This window comes from Pseudolysinimonas sp. 10J20-29, from assembly GCF_055809595.1.
Genome location: NZ_CM147917.1, coordinates 1,355,122 through 1,372,546, shown reverse-complemented (window position 1 = coordinate 1,372,546; position 17,425 = coordinate 1,355,122). Strand labels below are relative to the sequence as shown.

The window sequence follows — 17,425 nt, the reverse complement described above, 5'->3', positions numbered from 1 at the left end:
CCGCGGAGCCTGGATCGCGCGAGACGGAAGCGGGAGGGCGATCGTGATCAATCCACGCAGCACGCGTCGCCGCCTGGCGCTCAGCGTGCTCCTCGTCTTCGCCGTCGTGGTCGGACTCGGCTTCCGGCTGGTCGACATCCAGGTCGTGCGGGCGGAGGAGATCTCGGCCGGGGCCTCCGACCACCGCTCGCGGCAGGTCACCGTCTACGGCACGCGGGGGAGCATCGTCGATGCGAGCGGCGTCGTGCTGGCCGACAGCGTGCAGCGATTCGACATCACCGCGTCGCCGCGCAACGTCGACTTCGTGACGACCTCGATCCTGCGTGACGACGACGGCGACGGAGAGAGCGAGCGCGTGACCGTCCCGACGTCCGAGGCGATCGCGGCGATCGCGGCGATCACGGGCGACGACGCGACCGAGATGACGGCCGCCCTCACCGACGCCTTGGCCGACAATCCGCTCGCCGATTTCGCCTACCTGAGCCGCAAGGTCAAGCTCGAGCAGTTCGAGCAGGTCAAGGCGCTCGGGATCTCCTGGGTCTACAACGAGCTGCATCCGGCGCGGAGCTACCCGAACGGCGCCGTGGCGGGCAACCTCGTCGGATTCGTCGGCACCGCCGAGCCCCTCGCCGGCGTCGAGAATTACATGGACGAGTGCCTTGCCGCGACGAACGGCAGCAGCCTCTACGAGGCGGGAGCCGACGGGGTCGCGCTGCCGGGCACGACGTATGTCGACACGGAGCCGGTCGACGGCGCGACGGTCCGACTGACCATCGACTCCGACCTGCAGTGGTTCGCCCAGCAGACCCTCGCCTCCAACGCGGAGGAGCTCGGCGCCGACTGGGCGACCGCGATGGTCGTGCGGGTCTCGGACGGTCACATCATGGCCGCGGCGGACTGGCCGAGCGTCGACCCGAACGACCTCAACTCGCTGCCCGCGGAGGACATGGGCGCCCGCAGCTTCACGAGCCCGTACGAGCCCGGCTCCATCATCAAGCCATTCACGTTCGCGTCGCTGCTGGATGCGGGCAAGGTCTCTGTCGCCGAGAACATCCTGGTGCCGGCCACCTACACCGAGGGGCTTCCCGCGGGCAAGGTCATCACGGACGCCTGGTGGCACGGGGAGGTGCGCTGGACGGCGGCGGGAATCCTCGCCGACTCGTCCAACATCGGCACCTCGATGCTGTCGACGCGGCTGGATGCCGAAGACCGCCGGGAGTACCTGCTCGGCTTCGGCTTCAACACGCAGACCGGCGTCGACTTCCTCGGCGAGGAGCCGGGAACCGTCCTCCCGCTGGAGCGCCTCGATTCGATCACGAACGTGACGCAGCAGTTCGGCCAGGGCATGGCGGCGACGAGCGCGCAGGTGGCGAGCGCCTACCAGGCGCTCGGCAACGGCGGCGTGCACGTGCCGCTGACCCTCGTCGAGGGCTGCGAATGGCCCGATGGAACCGTGACGAACACCCCGAGCACCGAGTCGACGCGCGTCGTGAGCGAGCGCGCGGCGGACGACACGGTGAGCGTCATGGAGCAGGTGATCACGCAGGGCTCGCTCTCGTTCGATCGTCAGCTTCCCCGGGTACCGGGTCGCGGCGAAGACCGGCACCGCCGAGATCGCCGAGAACGGCGTCTACGGCGACGAGCGAATCGTCTCGATCGCGGGGATGGTTCCCGCCGACGACCCGGAGTACGTCGTGGTCGTGACGATCGCAAAGCCCGATACCATGAGAACTTCCGCGGCCGCGGCCCCGGCTTTCGAGACGATCATGCAGCAGGTCATCAAGGCCTTCCGCATCGCCCCGTCGAGCGAGTCGGCGCGGTTCATTCCCCTCACCTGGTGAGAGCGGTCGCGTTCAGTCCCCAGTCATCGAGCATCCCGAGGAGCGGCGCGTGAGTTCGCGGATTCCCCCGGTCCTCCGCCCAGAGCACCCCACCCCCCGCGCGGTCGCGCTGCTGGCGCACGAGTTCGGTCTCGCCGTCGAGGGCTCCCTCGACGGGCTCGAGATCACGGGCGTCACCCTCAGCACGAGCGAGGTGCGACCCGGCGACCTCTACGTCGGGGTGCGCGGGGCGCGCAGTCACGGTGCGGCGTTCGCCGACGCCGCGCGCGAGGCCGGCGCCGTCGCGATTCTGACCGACGCGGAGGGGGCCGCCCTCGCCTCGGCCGCGGGGCTGCCCGTGCTGATCGTCGAAGACCCGCGCGGGGCGCTCGGCGAGATCTCGGCCTGGATCTACCGCACCCACGAGGACCCGCCGCTGCTGTTCGGCACGACCGGCACGAACGGCAAGACCTCGACCTCGTACCTGCTCGAAGGCATCCTGCGCCAGCTCGGGCTCGTCACCGGACTCAGCTCGACCTCGGAGCGCCACATCGGCGAGATGTCGATCGTCAGCCGGCTGACGACCCCCGAATCGAGCGAGATGCACGCGCTGCTGGCGCGGATGCGCGAGGCGGCGGTGCGCGCCGTCGCGATCGAGGTGAGCGCTCAGGCGATGTCGCACCGGCGCGTCGACGGCCTCGTCTTCGACGTGGTCGGCTTCACGAACCTCAGCCACGATCACCTCGACGACTACCCGGACTTCGAGGCGTACTTCGCCGCCAAGCTCGCGCTGTTCACCCCCGAGCATGCGCGCCGCGGCGTGGTCTGCCTCGACACCGAGTGGGGGGCGCGCGTGGTCGACGGCTCGCACATCCCGGTGACCACCATCGCGACGATCGGCCACGCCGCGAACGCCGAGGAGGCCGCCTGGAAGGTCGAGATCCTCGAGAAGGCCGCGACGTTCACCGAGTTCCGGTTGAGCGGCCCCGACGGACGCTCGATCGTGACCCGGGAGCCGCTGATCGGCTGGCACATGGCCGCCAACGCGGCCCTCGCGATCGTCATGCTCGTGGAGGCCGGATTCGAGCTCTCGGCGATCGAGGCGGCGCTGAACGCCGATGGCGGCGTCCGCGCCATGCTGCCCGGCCGCACCGAACTGGTCTCCGGCGAGCGCGGCCCCCGCGTCTACGTCGACTTCGGGCACAGCCCCGCCGCCTTCGAGAACACGCTGGGGGCGGTGCGCGAGTTCACGCCGGGCCGCACGATCATGGTCTTCGGCGCCGACGGCGACCGCGACGCGACCAAGCGCCACGAGATGGGGCGGGTCGCGGCCGAGAACTCCGACATCCTGATCATCACCGACCACCACCCGCGCTTCGAGGACCCGGTCTCGATCCGCAAGACCCTGCTCGAGGGTGCCGCGCTCGCGGAGCATCAGCCCGAGATCCACGAGGTCAGCCCGCCCGAGGCCGCCATCCGCACCGCGGTGGGGCTCGCGCGCGAGGGCGACTCGATCCTCTGGGCGGGGCCGGGACATCAGGACTATCGCGACATCCGCGGCGTGCGCACCGAGTACTCCGCCCGAGACGAGGCGCGCGAGGCTCTGCGCGAGGCGGGATGGGCATGATTTCTCTCACGGTCGCGGAGATCGCGGCGGCGATCGGCGCCGAGGCCCCGGCGGGCACGGCCGAGCAGGTCGTCGGCGGTTCGGTCGAGACGGATTCGAGACTCGTCGGCGCGGGCTCGATCTTCTTCGCCCTCCCCGGCGAGGTGACCGATGGGCACCTCTTCGCCGAGGGAGCCGTCGCGAACGGAGCGGCCCTCGTCGTCGCCGAGCGTCCGCTCGACCTCGACGTGCCCGTGCTGGTCGTCGACGACGGGGTGGCTGCCCTCGCCGCTCTGGCGCGCGATGTCGTCGCGCGCGTGCGCGCGCTCGGCCGGCTCCGCGTCGTCGCCGTCACCGGATCGAACGGCAAGACGACGACCAAGAACCTGATGCGCGCGATCTTCAGCGCCGAAGGCCCCACCGTCGCCCCGGAGGGCTCGTTCAACAACCACGTCGGGGCGCCGATCTCGATGCTGCGCGTCGATGAGAGCACCGCCTACCTCGTCGTCGAGATGGGGGCGAGCGGCGTCGGCGAGATCGCGCGGCTCGTCTCGATCGTGACCCCGGACGTCGGCATCGTGCTGAAGGTGGGGCTGGCGCACGCGGGCGAGTTCGGCGGCATCGAGCGGACCGAGCGCGCGAAGTCGGAGATGGTGCGCGATCTGCCCGGGAGCGCCGTCGCGGTCCTCAACGCCGACGACCCGCGCGTCGACCGGATGTCGGAGGTCACGCGGGCCAGGATCGTGCGCTTCGGCCACGGCCCCGAGTCCGACCTCCGCGCCGTCGACGTCGTCTCGAGCATCGCGGGCACCAGCTTCACCCTGGAGGTGGACGGCGCTCGTCACGCGGTGCAGGTGCGGATCCTCGGCGAGCACCACGTCTCGAACGTGCTGGCGGCGCTCGCGGCGGCACGCGAGTTCGGGGTGCCGATGGAGCGCGCGATCGCCGCGCTGGGCGAGGTCGCGCGCGCCGAGCGGTGGCGGATGGATCTGCTGGACCCCGGCACCGGCATCACCGTCATCAATGACGCCTACAACGCGAGCCCCGACTCGATGTCGGCGGCGCTGCGCACGCTCGCCCAGATCGTCACGCCCGAGCAGCGCTCCGTCGCGGTGCTCGGCGAGATGGCCGAGCTCGGCGAGTTCGCCTTCGAGGAGCACGACCGGATCGGGCGTCTCATCGTGCGCCTCAACATCCACAAGCTCGTCGTCGTCGGCCAGGCGGCCCGGCACATCCACCTCGCCGCGGGCCTCGAAGGTTCGTGGGACGGGGAGTCGGTCCTCGTCGACGACATCGATGCGGCATACGATCTGTTGCGTGAAGAACTTCGAGACGGCGACGTCGTGCTGGTGAAGTCGTCCAAGTCGGCGGGGCTGCGATTCCTGGGTGACCGCCTGGGCGGGGTGACCGGCTCGTGATCGCGCTTCTCATCGCGGGAGGCTTCTCGCTCGTCTTCACGCTGCTGCTGACGCCGCTGTTCGGCCGCCTCTTCAAAAAGCTCAGCTGGGGCCAGTTCATCCGCGACGACGGTCCGGAGTCGCATCACTCGAAGCGCGGAACGCCGACCATGGGCGGCATCGTCTTCATCGTCGGGAGCATTCTCGGCTACCTCATCGGCCACGCCGTCTCGGGAGTCCCGTGGACGATGGTCGGCGTGCTGGTGCTCGCCATGATGGCCGGGCTCGGCCTGGTGGGCTTCGTCGACGACTTCCTCAAGACGCGCAAGCAGCAGAGCCTGGGGCTCGGCGGCTGGTCCAAGATCACCGGCATCGTCATCGTCACCACGGTGTTCGCCGTCCTGGCGATCCACCCCGAGTTCCTCGACGAGAACCGGCTGACGCCGGCCTCGACCTTCATCTCGGGCTGGCGCGACATCGACTGGCTGAACCTCTTCGCCTTCGGCCCGGTGATCGGCATGGGCCTGTTCATCCTGTGGGTGAACCTCATCACCGTGAGCGCCTCCAACGGCGTCAACATCGCCGACGGGCTCGATGGCCTCGCCAGCGGCGCCTCGATCTTCGCCTTCTCGGCCTACATCTTCATCGGGTTCTGGCAGGCCAACCAGTCCTGCTTCAACGACCAGATCGACCCCGTCGTGCTTTACAAGTGCTACGAGGTGCGCGACCCGCTCGACCTCGCCGTGGTGGCGGCGGCGATCGCGGGAAGCCTGGTCGGATTCCTCTGGTGGAACACCTCGCCCGCCCAGATCTTCATGGGCGACACCGGCTCGCTCGGCCTCGGCGGCGCCCTCGCGGCGCTCGCGATCCTCACGCGCACCGAGCTGCTGCTGATCCTGATCGGCGGGCTCTTCCTCATCGTCACCGGCAGCGTGGTCGTGCAGCGGGTCTACTTCAAGCTCACCAAGTGGACTCTCGGGCAGGGCCGCCGGGTGTTCCTGATGAGCCCCCTGCATCATCACTTCGAGCTCAAGGGCTGGGCCGAGGTCACCGTCGTCGTGAGGTTCTGGCTGATCGCCGCCCTCTTCGTCGCGGCGGGCGTCGGCGCCTTCTACCTCGAATGGGTCAGCCGCTGAGCCCCGAGGGCGCCTCGCACCGGCTCGCGACGCTCGCGAGCTGGAACGCCGACTGGTCGGGGCTCCGCGTCGTCGTCGTCGGACTGGACGACATCGGGTTCTCGATCGTCGACACGCTCGTCGAGCTCGGCGCGGCCGTCGACGTGATCCCGGTGGCCGCGACGCCGCAGCTGCACGAACTCGCGACCGTGATCGGCGCGAGCATCCAGCTCGGGGTGCCCGAGGAGACCGGGCTCGACGCGGTGCACGCGCCCGAGCTGCTGGTGGTCAGCCCGCGGGTGCGCCGCAACCATCCCGCGCTCCGGGCGGCGGGCGATCGGGGTGTGCCGATCTGGAGCGATGCCGAGCTCGCCTGGCGTCTGCGTGACAAGACCGGGGCACCGGCCCGCTGGCTCACGATGTCCGGCGGCTCGGCGACGACGCAGGTCGCCTATCTCCTCGCGTCGATGCTGCGCGAGGCGGGGCTGCGCGCGGCCCCCGCCGGAGGAGCGGGCGTCCCGATTCTGGACGCGATTCGCGACCCCTCCGGCTTCGACGTGCTGGCCGTCGAGCTGTCGAGCCGGCAGCTGCACTGGGCCGACCCGCGCGCGCTCGAAGCGATCGCGCCCGAGGCGAGCCTGTCGCTCGACGCCGCCGCCGACCCGAGCGGCTGGCACGACGACGAGACCGCGCATCGCGCGGCGCTGGCGAAGGTCTACGAGAACACGCGCGTGGCGTGCGTGTACAACCTCGGCGAGCTCGCGACCCGCGACGCGGTCGAAGACGCCGAGGTGCAGGAAGGAGCCCGCGCGATCGGGTTCGGACTGGGGATCCCGGGCCCGAGCGACGTCGGCGTCGTCGAGGGGATCCTGGTCGATCGCGCGTTCCTCGACGAGCGTCGCTCGCACGCCCTCGAACTCGCCACCACCGAGGACCTGGCGGCATCGGGCCTGGAGACGCGCGACGCATTCCGCGACGTGCTGGCCGCGGCTGCCCTGGCGCGCGCCGCCGGGGTCGAACCGCGCGCGGTGCGCGAGGGGATCCTGCGTCGCGTGCGCTGACCGTCGTCTGCGGTTCCGGCGACACGCGCGCCCGACGCGAAGCGCGGGGGCGGGGCGGCCGCAGACTGGGACCGCACGGCGTCGCCGTGCGGCGAGAGGAGCGGCGGTGACTTCCACCCGACACGGCCGTCCGCCCGCATCGGAGCCGGCTCCGGAGGGCCCGGTCCGCAAGGCCGTGATCGCCTTCCGCTGGGTGTTCGCCGCCGAGACCCGCGAGTACTTCGTGCTGCTCGGCACGACGCTGTTCCTGGTCGTGTTCGGCCTCGTGATGGTGCTGTCGTCGTCCTCCATCCAGTCTCTGGTCGACGACGGCGACGTCTTCTCCCGCGCCTCCCGGCAGGCGGTCTTCGCCGTGCTGGGCATCCCGCTCATGCTGCTGGCGGCCCGTGCGCCGATCACGTTCTGGAAGAAGTGGGCCTGGCACGCGCTCGGGCTCGGGCTCCTGCTGCAGCTGCTCGTCTTCACCGGACTCGGCGCAAGCTACGGCGGCAACACGAACTGGCTCAGCATCGGCGGGCTGAGCCTGCAGCCCTCCGAGCTGGTCAAGCTCGCGCTCGTCGTGTGGCTGGCGTACATCCTCACCCGGAAGAGCGCGCTGCTGAACGAGTGGCGGCACGTCGCGCTGCCGATCCTGCCGGTCGCCTTCGGCTCGATCTTCCTCGTCCTGCTCGGCAACGACCTCGGGACCGCCGTCATCCTGCTCGCTCTGACGCTCGGCGCGCTCTTCTACGCGGGGGTGCGGCTGCGGATCGTCGGCGCTCTGGCGATCGGCACGACGCTGCTCGGCGTGATCTTCGCGCAGGGCAGCGCGTCGCGCCAGCAGCGCATCGAGGCCTGGCTGACCGGGTGCACCCGGGCGGAGGACTACGAGCTGCACTGCTGGCAGACCATCCACGGCTGGGAGGCGCTGGCCAACGGCGGCATCCTCGGGCGCGGTCTCGGCAATTCGCAGTACAAGTGGCTGTGGATCCCGCACGCCGAGAGCGACTTCATCTTCGCGATCGTGGGGGAGGAACTGGGCCTCGTCGGGGCGCTGCTCGTCCTGGTGCTGTTCGCGGTGCTCGCCGTCACGTTCGTCCGCATCGTGCGCATGAATCGCGACCCCTTCGCCAAGATCGCCACGAGCGCGGTGATGGTGTGGATCGTGACCCAGGCGTTCGTCAACGTCGCCGTCGTGCTGGGCGCGCTTCCGGTGCTCGGCGTCCCGCTGCCCTTCATGTCGGCGGGCGGCTCGGCGCTCATCTCGTCGATGCTCGCGGTCGGCGTCGTGCTCTCGTTCGCCCGCCGGCGCCCGGATGCCGCAGAATCGAGTCGCGCACCTCGGCGCTCGACCCCAGGAGTTCCTCGCACGTGACCACCTACCTCTTCGCGGGCGGCGGCACCGCCGGCCATGTCAACCCCCTGCTGGCGACCGCCGACCGACTGCGCGAGCTCGAGCCGGAGGCGACGATCCTCGTGCTCGGAACCGCCGAGGGGCTGGAGGCGCGGCTGGTGCCCGAGCGAGGATACGAGCTGCTCACCATTCCGCGCGTCCCCTTCCCGCGCCGTCCGAACCGCGCCGCGCTCGGCTTCCCCGCCGCGCTCCGCGCCGCCCTCGCGCGCACCGAGGAGCTGATTCGGGAGCACAGCGTCGATGTCGTCGTCGGCGTCGGCGGCTACGCCGCGGCGCCCGCCTACCTGGCGGCACGCCGGGTGGGAGTGCCGATCGTCGTGCACGAGGCGAACGCGCGCCCCGGGATGGCCAACCGCCTCGGCGCCGCGCTCACGCGTTTCGTCGGCGTGACGTTCGAGGGCACACGGCTGCGCCACGGCCGGGTCGTCGGGCTGCCCCTGCGCCGCGAGGTCGAGACGATCGACCGAGCAGCGGCGCGTCGCGAAGCACTCGAGCTGTGGGGACTCGACCCGGCGAAGCCGGTGCTGCTCGTCACCGGCGGCTCGACGGGTGCCCGCCGGATCAACGAGACCGTGTCGGTGAGCGCGTCCGAGATCCTCGGCTGCGGGTGGCAGATCCTGCACATCACGGGATCGCGCAGTCCGGTCGAGGATCCGCACCTGGACGGGTATCACCTGCTCGAGTACTGCGATCGGATGGAACTCGCGCTCGCGGTCGCCGAGCTGGCCGTGTCGCGCTCGGGTGCGGCGACGGTGAGCGAACTGGCGGTCGTCGGCGTTCCGGCGGTCTTCATCCCGTATCCGGTCGGCAACGGCGAGCAGGCGTGGAACGCGCGCGAGGCAGTGACAGCCTCGGGCGCGATCGTGACCGCCGACGCGAACTTCACCCCCGCGTGGATCCGACGCGAACTGGTTCCGCTGCTGCTGGACCGGGCGCGGGTGGCGCGCCTGGCGGCCGGAATGGCCTCGACGGGCGTGCGCGACGGCGCCGACCGGATGGTCGCGCTCATTCGCGAAGCGCTCTCGGCCTCGTCGACTAACGTGTCATCGTGATCAAGCCTGACCTGTCTCTGGAGCTGCCCGCGACGCTCGGGAGGCTGCACTTCGTCGGGATCGGCGGCGCCGGCATGAGCGGCATCGCGCGCGTGTTCCTGGAGTCCGGCTACGAGGTCTCGGGCTCGGATCGCAGCGACTCGGCCACCGTCGAGGGCCTCCGCGAGCTCGGGGCGCAGATCTTCATCGGCCACGCCGCCGAGCATCTCGGCGCGGCCGACACGGTCGTGGTCACGGGCGCCCTCTGGGAGGACAACCCCGAGTACCAGGAGGCGCTGCGCCGCGGACTCCCGGTGCTGCACCGCGCCAACGCCCTCGACTGGCTCATCCGCCATCACGGCGATGCCGCCCGCCGCCGGCTCGTGTCGGTCGCCGGCGCGCACGGCAAGACCACCTCGACCGGCATGGTCGTCACCGCGCTGACCGAGCTCCAGGCCGACCCGAGCTTCGTCAACGGCGGCGTCATCGCGGGACTGGGGCGCAGCTCGCGCGCCGGGGCGGGCGAGTACTTCGTGGTCGAGGCCGATGAGTCGGACGGCTCGTTCGAGCTCTACGACACGGCGGTCGCGCTGATCACGAACGTCGACGACGACCACCTGGACCACTACGGCACGAAGGCCGCGTTCGAGGACGCGTTCGTGCGCTTCGCGGATGCCGCGAGCGAGCTGGTCGTGATCTCCAGCGACGACGCGGGCGCCGTCGCCGTGCACCGGCGCCTCGCGCATCCGCGTGTGCTGACCTTCGGGACGGCCGAGTCCGCCGACGTGCGGGTTCTCGACGTCGTTGCCGAGGGGCCGGTGAGCTTCACGGTGCGACACCTCGGCGTCGACCACCGCATCGCGCTGCGCGTCCCCGGTCCGCACAACGCCCTCAACGCCGCGGGAGCCTTCGCCGTGCTGGTCGGCCTGGGCTTCGACCCGGCGGCGTCGGCGCGCGCGCTCGAGTCCTTCGACGGCACCGGTCGACGGTTCGAGCTGCACGCGACCGTGCGCGGCGTGCGGGTGTTCGACGACTACGCGCACCACCCGACCGAGGTCGCGGCCGCCCTGGCGACGGCGCGCTCGGTGGTCGGGTCGGGTCGCGTGATCGCGGTGCACCAGCCCCACCTTTACAGCCGCACCCAGGCGATGGCCGGCGAGTTCGCCGAGACCTACGAGCGCCTCGCCGATCACACGATCGTGCTCGACGTGTACGGTGCCCGCGAGGACCCGATCGACGGCGTGACGGGCGCGCTCGTGGCGGACCGATTCCGCGACGCCTCGCGCGTCGACTTCGTTCCCGACTGGCAGGCCGCCGCCGACCGGGTCGCCGAGATCGCGCGCGAGGGAGACCTAGTGATGACCCTCAGCTGCGGCGACGTCTATCGGATCATTCCGCAGGTGCTCGGCTCGCTCGAGGCGTCGGCCCCCGCGTCGTCGCCCGGGAGCGCTTCGGCGTGAAACGGCCCGAGGGCTTCGACCGCGCGCCGCAGCCGCCGGCGCGACGCGGATCGGGGGCGCCCGCCGAGCGGACGCGACGCGCGGCGCCCGCCCCGGCACGGCAGCCCGAGGCGACCGCGCGCCCCACGACCGCGCGCCCCAAGACAGTGCGACCCGAGTCGGCGCAGCGTGAGACGGCGCGCCCCGAGTCGGCGCCGACCGAGCGCGCCGCCCCGTCGCGCGCGGCCGCGGCCGATCGACCGACGTCGGGTGCGTCCCGGCGCCGCACCGCGCGCGCCGAGATCCGCGCCGCGGCCCGAGCACGTCGGCGTGAGGAGCGGGCCGAGGTCCGGCGGTTCACCGCCGCGACCCGTCGCCGGCGCACCGTCGCGCTCTCGGCGCTCGGCGTGGTCGCCGCCGCGGTGGGCCTGGTCGTGTTCGCGGTGTTCTCGCCGCTGCTGGCGCTGCGCGAGATCGTGGTGGCGGGCACCGAGCGGCTCGATCCGGATGCGATCGTCGCCGCCCTCGAGCCGGAGATCGGAACCCCGCTCGCGCTGCTCGACGAGTCGCGCATCGCGGACGACCTCTCGGAGTTCACGCTCATCCGCAGCTTCGTGATCGAGCTGATCCCCCCGAACACGATGCGGGTGGAGATCGACGAGCGCGAGCCGATCGGCGTCGTGGTGAGCGAGACCGTGTTCCAGCTCGTCGACCCGGCGGGCATCGTGATCGAGGAGACGCTTGAGCGGCCCGACGACGTGCCGATCCTCGACCTGCCGCGGGGTGACGACGGCACGGTCCGCACGGCGGTCTCCGAGGTGCTGCTCGCCCTGCCGGCGGACGTGCTCGCGCGGGTGGATCGCATCACCGCCACGACACGCGACGACGTGAGCTTCACGCTGCGCGATTCGAAGCAGAGCGTCGTGTGGGGTTCGGCGGAGTCCTCGGATCGGAAGGCCGTCATCCTGGCCGCCCTGCTCGCCCAGTGGGGCGATTCGGGGGCGGGGGAGTACGACGTCTCGGCGACCGGGAGCGCGGTGTTCCGCGAGGGATGATCGCGCGGCCCGGAAGTTGCCTGGGGATTCGCCACGACACGCGCCGTCTTCACGGTCGCGCCGTTCCCGGGCACGTACCTTGTGAACGAATCAGAGTACTGAGAAAGACTCCAAACCTCAAGTAGAGGTTGAGACTTTCATCCGCACGGAGGCCGAACGTGACATCCAACCAGAACTACCTCGCGGTGATCAAGGTCGTCGGCATCGGCGGCGGCGGCGTCAACGCCGTCAACCGGATGATCGAACTGGGCCTCCGCGGCGTCGAGTTCATCGCCATCAACACCGACGCCCAGGCGCTGCTCATGAGCGACGCCGACGTCAAGCTCGACGTCGGGCGGGAGCTCACTCGCGGCCTCGGCGCGGGCGCCGACCCCGAGGTCGGCCGTCGCGCCGCCGAGGACCATGCGGAAGAGATCGAGGAGGCGCTCGCGGGCGCCGACATGGTCTTCGTGACCGCGGGCGAGGGCGGCGGCACCGGAACAGGCGGGGCGCCCGTCGTCGCGCGCATCGCGAAGTCGATCGGCGCTCTGACGATCGGCGTCGTCACCAAGCCGTTCGCCTTCGAGGGAAAGCGCCGCTCGGCGCAGGCCGACACCGGCGTGATCGCCCTCAAGAACGAGGTCGACACGCTCATCGTCGTGCCGAACGACCGGCTCCTCGAGATCAGCGATCGCGGCATCAGCATGCTCGAGGCCTTCGCCACCGCCGACCAGGTGCTGCTCGCCGGTGTTCAGGGCATCACCGACCTGATCACGACCCCCGGCCTCATCAACCTCGACTTCGCGGACGTCAAGAGCGTCATGCAGGGCGCTGGCTCCGCGCTGATGGGCATCGGCGCCAGCCGCGGTGCCGATCGTGCGATCAAGGCCGCCGAACTGGCGGTCGCGAGCCCGCTGCTGGAGGCCTCCATCGACGGTGCGCACGGAGTGCTGCTCTCGATCCAGGGCGGCTCGAACCTCGGCATCTTCGAGATCAACGACGCCGCGCGCCTCGTCCAGGAGGCCGTCCACCCGGAGGCGAACATCATCTTCGGCGCCGTCATCGACGACACACTCGGCGACGAGGTCCGTGTCACCGTCATCGCGGCCGGATTCGACGGGGGTGAGCCCAGCGCGCGCCCGTCGAGCGAGCGGCGATCGAACTTCGTCGAAGCACCCATCCCGGTCGCGGTCGCGGCGGAGTCCTCGGCGGGCGAGTCGAGCGGCTGGTCGGCCGAGCTTGAGACGCCGACCGGCGCGGTGCCCGTCGATCACGACTTCGACGATGACGACAGCGAACTCGACATCCCCGACTTCTTGAAGTGAGCCACGACCCGACCCTCGCCGAGCGGCTCGCCCGCGTCGACGGGGCGATCGCCGACGCCGCGCGCGAGTCCGGCCGGTCGCCGGCCGAGATCACCCGCATCGTCGTGACCAAGTTCCACCCCGCGGCGCTCGTGCGCGAGCTGGTCGAGCTGGGCGTGCGCGACGTGGGCGAGAACCGTCATCAGGAGGCCGTCGCCAAGGCGGCCGAGTGCGCCGACCTCGATCTGCGCTGGCACTTCGTCGGGCAGCTGCAGAGCAACAAGGCGCGCGCCGTCCGGCGCTACGCCAGCGCCGTGCACTCGGTCGATCGTCCGTCGCTGCTGCGCGCGCTCGGCGACGACGCGGCGCCCGACCTCGACTGCTTCCTCGAGCTGAACCTGACCGACGATCCCGGCCGCGGGGGAGTGCGCCCCGAGGGGCTCTCCGAGCTCGCCGAGCTCGCCCTCGCGACGCCCGGCATCCGCCTGCGAGGCGTCATGGCGGTGGCGCCGCTCGGGGAAGAGCCGCGGGCGGCCTTCGCCCGGGTTCGCGCCGTCTCGGAACAGCTGCGCACGCTCGCACCCGAGGCCACCGCGATTTCGGCCGGCATGTCCGGCGACTTCGCCGCCGCCATCCGCGAAGGTGCGACACACCTTCGCATCGGGACCGCAATCACCGGAAAACGACCGGACCGCGGTTAATCTCAACTCGAAGGTTCGATCCGGAGGACGACATGGCAAACCCGCTGCGCAAGACGATGGTGTACCTCGGCCTGGCCGATGAAGAGTACGACGACGTGCTTCCCGCTGCGCCGGTCGCGCCGGTCTCCGCGCCCGCATCCGCGACGCGCGCTCCCGTGACGCCGCTGCGTCGCCCGGCCGTGCGCCAGGCCGCCCCCGCCGGAATGAACGAGATCCTGACGGTGCACCCGCGCCAGTACCGTGACGCCCAGACGATCGCCGAGAGCTTCCGCGAGGGGGTCCCGGTGATCATCAACCTCTCGCAGATGAGCGAGCCGGATGCCCGCCGTCTGATCGACTTCGCCAGCGGGCTCTCGCAGGGCCTCTACGGCAAGATCGAGCGCGTCACGAGCAAGGTCTTCCTGCTCTCGCCCGAGCACGTCGCGGTGAGCGGCGACGCGGCCGAGATCGAGCCTGAGGTCGACGCCGGCTTCTTCGGGCAGTAGACAGCCCCAGCGCCCCCGCCGTGCCGTCGCCGCTGGCGCGACGGCTCTCCGCTGACTGAGAGAATGGTCGCGTGATCTTCTTCATCGTGGCCCTGATTCTTCGTGTCGCGCTCACCATCTTCTTCATCCTGATGTGGGTTCGCTTCGGCTTCGACTGGGCGCGCGTGCTCGCTCCGCGCTGGCGGCCCGCCGGGGCGATGCTGGTGCTCGCGGAAGCCAGCTACACGGTCACCGATCCGCCGATCCGCGCCGTGCGCAAGGTCGTGCCGCCGCTGCGGCTCGGCGGCGCCGTGCTCGACCTCGCGTGGAGCATCGTCCTTCTGCTGTGCTTCGTCGGGTTCTCGCTCGTCGCGGCGATCGCAGCGCTGGGTTAAATCCCAGAGGGGGGATGTACGCTGGGCTGAACGATCGGGGGCGGCGCGAGAGCGCGGCAGAGATCGTGAGATCTCTCATCTTCTGGGTGAGGCTGAAACTTGCTAGTTTTAGGGCAGCGCGAACGGGGAGGGTTCTCCCCTTGATGGAAAGTGGACGAGGTGGCGCACATGGCACTCACACCGGAAGACGTGGTCAACAAGCGATTCCAACCCACGAAGTTCCGTGAGGGCTACGACCAGGATGAGGTCGATGACTTCCTGGACGAGGTCGTCGTCGAGCTTCGTCGGCTGAACCAGGAGAACGAGGAGCTGCGCCAGCGTCTCGTCGCCAGCGACAGCAAGATCGCCGAGCTTCAGCGCGCCGGCGGAGCACCCCCGGCCGCACCGGCACCCGTCGCTCCGGCACCCGCCGCGGCGCCGATGGCCGCGCCGATGCCGACCGCGGTTCCCGAGCCGCAGTTCGCGCAGTCGATGGAGCCGAGCTCCATGGATCCGGGCAACACCAACAACCTCCTCCAGCTCGCGCGTCGCCTCCACGAGGAGCACGTGCGCGAAGGCATGGAGAAGCGCGACCAGCTCGTCGCCGAGGGCCAGGCCCAGGCTGCGCGCATCGTGGCCGAGGCCGAGCAGTCGCAGCGCGAGCAGATCGGCCAGCTCCAGCAGGAGCAGGCCATGCTCGAGCGCAAGGTCGAAGAGCTCCGCATCTTCGAGCGCGAGTACCGCGAGAAGCTCAAGGGCTACATCGAGGGTCAGCTTCGCGAGCTCGAGAACAGCAACGCGCTGAACGGCTCGAACGAGCCGCAGGCCGCCGCCGCTCCGGCCGCGCCGCAGCCCGGCTACGCCGAGCCCGCGGCCCCGGCCTACACGGGACCCTCGGCTCCGCAGCAGACCTACCCGGAGCAGCCGACGCAGCAGCAGCAGGGCTACCCGGCGCAGCCCGCCGCGCCTCAGCAGGCTCCGAGCGCCCCGCAGGGCTACCCGGCACCGTCGACGGACTACGCCGCGTACCCGCAGCCCACCGAGTACCCCGGTTTTGGCGGCAACTGAGCCGGTCGAGATCGAGCCCGAACGGCCCGCCCCTGCGGGTCGTCGGCGTCCGAGCATTCGCGTGCTCGTGCTGCTCGGTCTCGTCGCGCTCGTCGTCTGGGCTCTCGACCAGCTGACGAAGTACCTGATCGTCACCAACCTCGATCTCAACGAGATCGTGCCGGTGCTCGGCGAGATCCTCCAGTTCCACTACGTCAAGAACCCCGGTGCGGCGTTCTCGATCGCGAGCGGGTTCACCTGGGTGCTCTCGCTGGTGGCGCTGGGCGTCACGGTCGTGATCGTCTGGTTCGCTCCCCGCATCCGCTCGCTCGCGTGGGCCGTGATGTTCGGGCTCGTGCTCGGCGGCGCCTTCGGAAACCTCACCGATCGCCTCACCCGCGAGCCGAGCTTCGGCGAGGGGCATGTCATCGACTTCATCCAGGTGATCTACTTCCCGGCGATCTTCAACGTCGCCGACATCGCGATCGTCTCCAGCATGGGGCTGTTCATCCTGCTCTCGCTGCGCGGCGTCGGCCTCGACGGCCGTCGCACCCCGGCGCACCCGAAGGACTCGACGTCCGACGGCGACGACCCGCCGCTGCCCGCCTCGTGACCGAGCGCCGCACTCTCCCCGTCCCGGACGGGCTCGACGGCGAGCGCGTCGACGCCGCCGTCGCCAAGCTGCTCGGCTTCTCCCGCACCTTCGCCTCAGAGGTCGTCGCGGCCGGTGGCGTCGAACTGGACGGCGCTGTCGTCGCCAAGTCGGATCGCGTCCGGGCGGGCGCCTGGCTCACGGTCGAGTGGACGCCGAAGACCGAGCCGCGCATCGTCCCGGTGCGCGTTCCCGACTTCCGCATCGTGTTCGACGATGACCACATCGTGGTGATCGACAAGCCCGTCGGCGTGGCGGCGCATCCCTCCGTCGGGTGGGACGGCCCCACCGTGCTCGGCGCTCTCGCCGACGCGGGGTTCCGCATCTCGACCTCGGGCGCCGCCGAGCGCGCCGGCATTGTCCACCGGCTCGACGTCGGCACCAGCGGGCTGATGGTCGTCGCCAAGAGCGAGCGGGCCTACGCCGGGCTGAAGCGCGCCTTCCACGACCGCGAGGTCTCCAAGATCTACCACGCGGTCGTTCAGGGCCATCCCGATCCGTTCTCCGGCACCATCGACGCGCCGATCGGCCGCCACCCGAGCGCCGGCTGGAAGTTCGCCGTCACGGCCGACGGCAAGCCGAGCGTCACGCACTACGACACGCTCGAGGCGATGCGTCGCGCCACCCTCCTGGAGGTGCACCTCGAGACGGGGCGAACCCACCAGATCCGCGTGCACATGGCGGCCCAGAAGCACCCGTGCGTGGGTGACCCGCTCTACGGCGGCGACCCGACTCTCGCAGCCCGCCTCGGGCTGACGAGGCAGTGGCTGCACGCCATGCGCCTCGGCTTCCGGCACCCCGCGACGAACGAGCCGGTCGAGTTCGAATCGGTCTACCCGCCGGATCTGCAGCACGCGCTCGATCTCTTGCGCGCCGACTGAGCCGGATGCCGCGCGGCGGTTTACCCTGGGGGAGTCCCCGTCCCATCGACCGGAGAGCGCGTGTCTGACAGCGATTCCTTCGTGCACCTGCACGTTCACAGCGAGT

The 17,425-nt window shown here is 70.9% G+C and carries 16 protein-coding genes; all 16 read left to right on the top strand.

All coding sequences use genetic code 11. The features are described 5' to 3' along the window. Positions 1-43 precede the first annotated feature (43 nt). The 16 genes from AC0L6Y_RS06650 (at position 44) to AC0L6Y_RS06575 (ending at position 17,319) form a co-directional block, all read left to right on the top strand. A complete protein-coding gene (locus AC0L6Y_RS06650) occupies positions 44-1,894 on the top strand; it encodes a peptidoglycan D,D-transpeptidase FtsI family protein (RefSeq protein WP_473549816.1) in 1,851 nt (616 codons plus the stop codon). Further along, positions 1,891-3,447, top strand: coding sequence for a Mur ligase family protein (locus tag AC0L6Y_RS06645; RefSeq protein ID WP_473549812.1), 1,557 nt, complete (start codon positions 1,891-1,893; stop codon positions 3,445-3,447). Before AC0L6Y_RS06650 ends, AC0L6Y_RS06645 begins: the two co-directional genes overlap by 4 nt. Further along, positions 3,444-4,844, top strand: coding sequence for a UDP-N-acetylmuramoyl-tripeptide--D-alanyl-D-alanine ligase (locus AC0L6Y_RS06640; protein WP_473549809.1), 1,401 nt, complete (start codon positions 3,444-3,446; stop codon positions 4,842-4,844). The genes AC0L6Y_RS06645 and AC0L6Y_RS06640 overlap by 4 nt, the downstream gene beginning before the upstream one ends. After that, positions 4,841-5,959 carry a phospho-N-acetylmuramoyl-pentapeptide-transferase gene (gene mraY, locus AC0L6Y_RS06635; RefSeq protein WP_473549806.1) on the top strand — a complete coding sequence of 373 codons (1,119 nt, stop codon included), beginning with the start codon at positions 4,841-4,843 and terminating at the stop codon, positions 5,957-5,959. The genes AC0L6Y_RS06640 and mraY overlap by 4 nt, the downstream gene beginning before the upstream one ends. After that, positions 5,944-6,999 (top strand): Mur ligase family protein, encoded by a 1,056-nt coding sequence (locus AC0L6Y_RS06630; RefSeq protein WP_473549803.1) that lies wholly within the window; start codon positions 5,944-5,946, stop codon positions 6,997-6,999. Before mraY ends, AC0L6Y_RS06630 begins: the two co-directional genes overlap by 16 nt. 106 nt (positions 7,000-7,105) lie before the next feature. Then, the gene (gene ftsW, locus AC0L6Y_RS06625) at positions 7,106-8,353 is read left to right on the top strand and encodes a putative lipid II flippase FtsW (protein WP_473549800.1); all 1,248 of its coding nucleotides are present in this window, start codon (positions 7,106-7,108) and stop codon (positions 8,351-8,353) included. Further along, on the top strand, positions 8,350-9,444 hold the full coding sequence (locus tag AC0L6Y_RS06620) for a UDP-N-acetylglucosamine--N-acetylmuramyl-(pentapeptide) pyrophosphoryl-undecaprenol N-acetylglucosamine transferase (RefSeq protein WP_473549797.1): 1,095 nt from the start codon (positions 8,350-8,352) through the stop codon (positions 9,442-9,444). The genes ftsW and AC0L6Y_RS06620 overlap by 4 nt, the downstream gene beginning before the upstream one ends. Then, positions 9,441-10,883, top strand: coding sequence for a UDP-N-acetylmuramate--L-alanine ligase (murC, locus tag AC0L6Y_RS06615; protein ID WP_473549794.1), 1,443 nt, complete (start codon positions 9,441-9,443; stop codon positions 10,881-10,883). Before AC0L6Y_RS06620 ends, murC begins: the two co-directional genes overlap by 4 nt. After that, the gene (locus AC0L6Y_RS06610; RefSeq protein WP_473549790.1) at positions 10,880-11,917 is read left to right on the top strand and encodes an FtsQ-type POTRA domain-containing protein; all 1,038 of its coding nucleotides are present in this window, start codon (positions 10,880-10,882) and stop codon (positions 11,915-11,917) included. Before murC ends, AC0L6Y_RS06610 begins: the two co-directional genes overlap by 4 nt. 158 nt (positions 11,918-12,075) lie before the next feature. Next, positions 12,076-13,221 carry a cell division protein FtsZ gene (ftsZ, locus tag AC0L6Y_RS06605; protein ID WP_473549786.1) on the top strand — a complete coding sequence of 382 codons (1,146 nt, stop codon included), beginning with the start codon at positions 12,076-12,078 and terminating at the stop codon, positions 13,219-13,221. Further along, positions 13,218-13,901 carry a YggS family pyridoxal phosphate-dependent enzyme gene (locus AC0L6Y_RS06600; protein ID WP_473549782.1) on the top strand — a complete coding sequence of 228 codons (684 nt, stop codon included), beginning with the start codon at positions 13,218-13,220 and terminating at the stop codon, positions 13,899-13,901. The genes ftsZ and AC0L6Y_RS06600 overlap by 4 nt, the downstream gene beginning before the upstream one ends. A 32-nt stretch (positions 13,902-13,933) precedes the next feature. After that, entirely contained in the window at positions 13,934-14,386 is a 453-nt protein-coding gene (locus AC0L6Y_RS06595; RefSeq protein ID WP_473549779.1) for a cell division protein SepF, read from the top strand. A 71-nt stretch (positions 14,387-14,457) separates the two neighbouring features. Then, a complete protein-coding gene (locus tag AC0L6Y_RS06590) occupies positions 14,458-14,760 on the top strand; it encodes a YggT family protein (protein ID WP_473549775.1) in 303 nt (100 codons plus the stop codon). A gap of 168 nt (positions 14,761-14,928) precedes the next feature. Continuing rightward, a complete protein-coding gene (locus AC0L6Y_RS06585) occupies positions 14,929-15,807 on the top strand; it encodes a DivIVA domain-containing protein (protein ID WP_473549771.1) in 879 nt (292 codons plus the stop codon). Between the two features lie 61 nt (positions 15,808-15,868). Then, positions 15,869-16,399: a signal peptidase II gene (lspA, locus tag AC0L6Y_RS06580; RefSeq protein WP_473549770.1), complete on the top strand. Its 531-nt coding sequence runs from the start codon at positions 15,869-15,871 to the stop codon at positions 16,397-16,399. Next, positions 16,396-17,319, top strand: a complete 924-nt coding sequence (locus AC0L6Y_RS06575) for an RluA family pseudouridine synthase (RefSeq protein WP_473549765.1) — start codon at positions 16,396-16,398, stop codon at positions 17,317-17,319. Before lspA ends, AC0L6Y_RS06575 begins: the two co-directional genes overlap by 4 nt. Positions 17,320-17,425: the final 106 nt, after the last annotated feature.

Coding starts and splice junctions, on each gene's coding strand:
- AC0L6Y_RS06640 (WP_473549809.1), top strand. CDS start 3,444: ATGATTTCTCTCACGGTCGCGGAGATCGCGGCGGCGATCGGCGCCGAG.
- AC0L6Y_RS06630 (WP_473549803.1), top strand. CDS start 5,944: ATGGGTCAGCCGCTGAGCCCCGAGGGCGCCTCGCACCGGCTCGCGACG.
- AC0L6Y_RS06595 (WP_473549779.1), top strand. CDS start 13,934: ATGGCAAACCCGCTGCGCAAGACGATGGTGTACCTCGGCCTGGCCGAT.
- AC0L6Y_RS06585 (WP_473549771.1), top strand. CDS start 14,929: ATGGCACTCACACCGGAAGACGTGGTCAACAAGCGATTCCAACCCACG.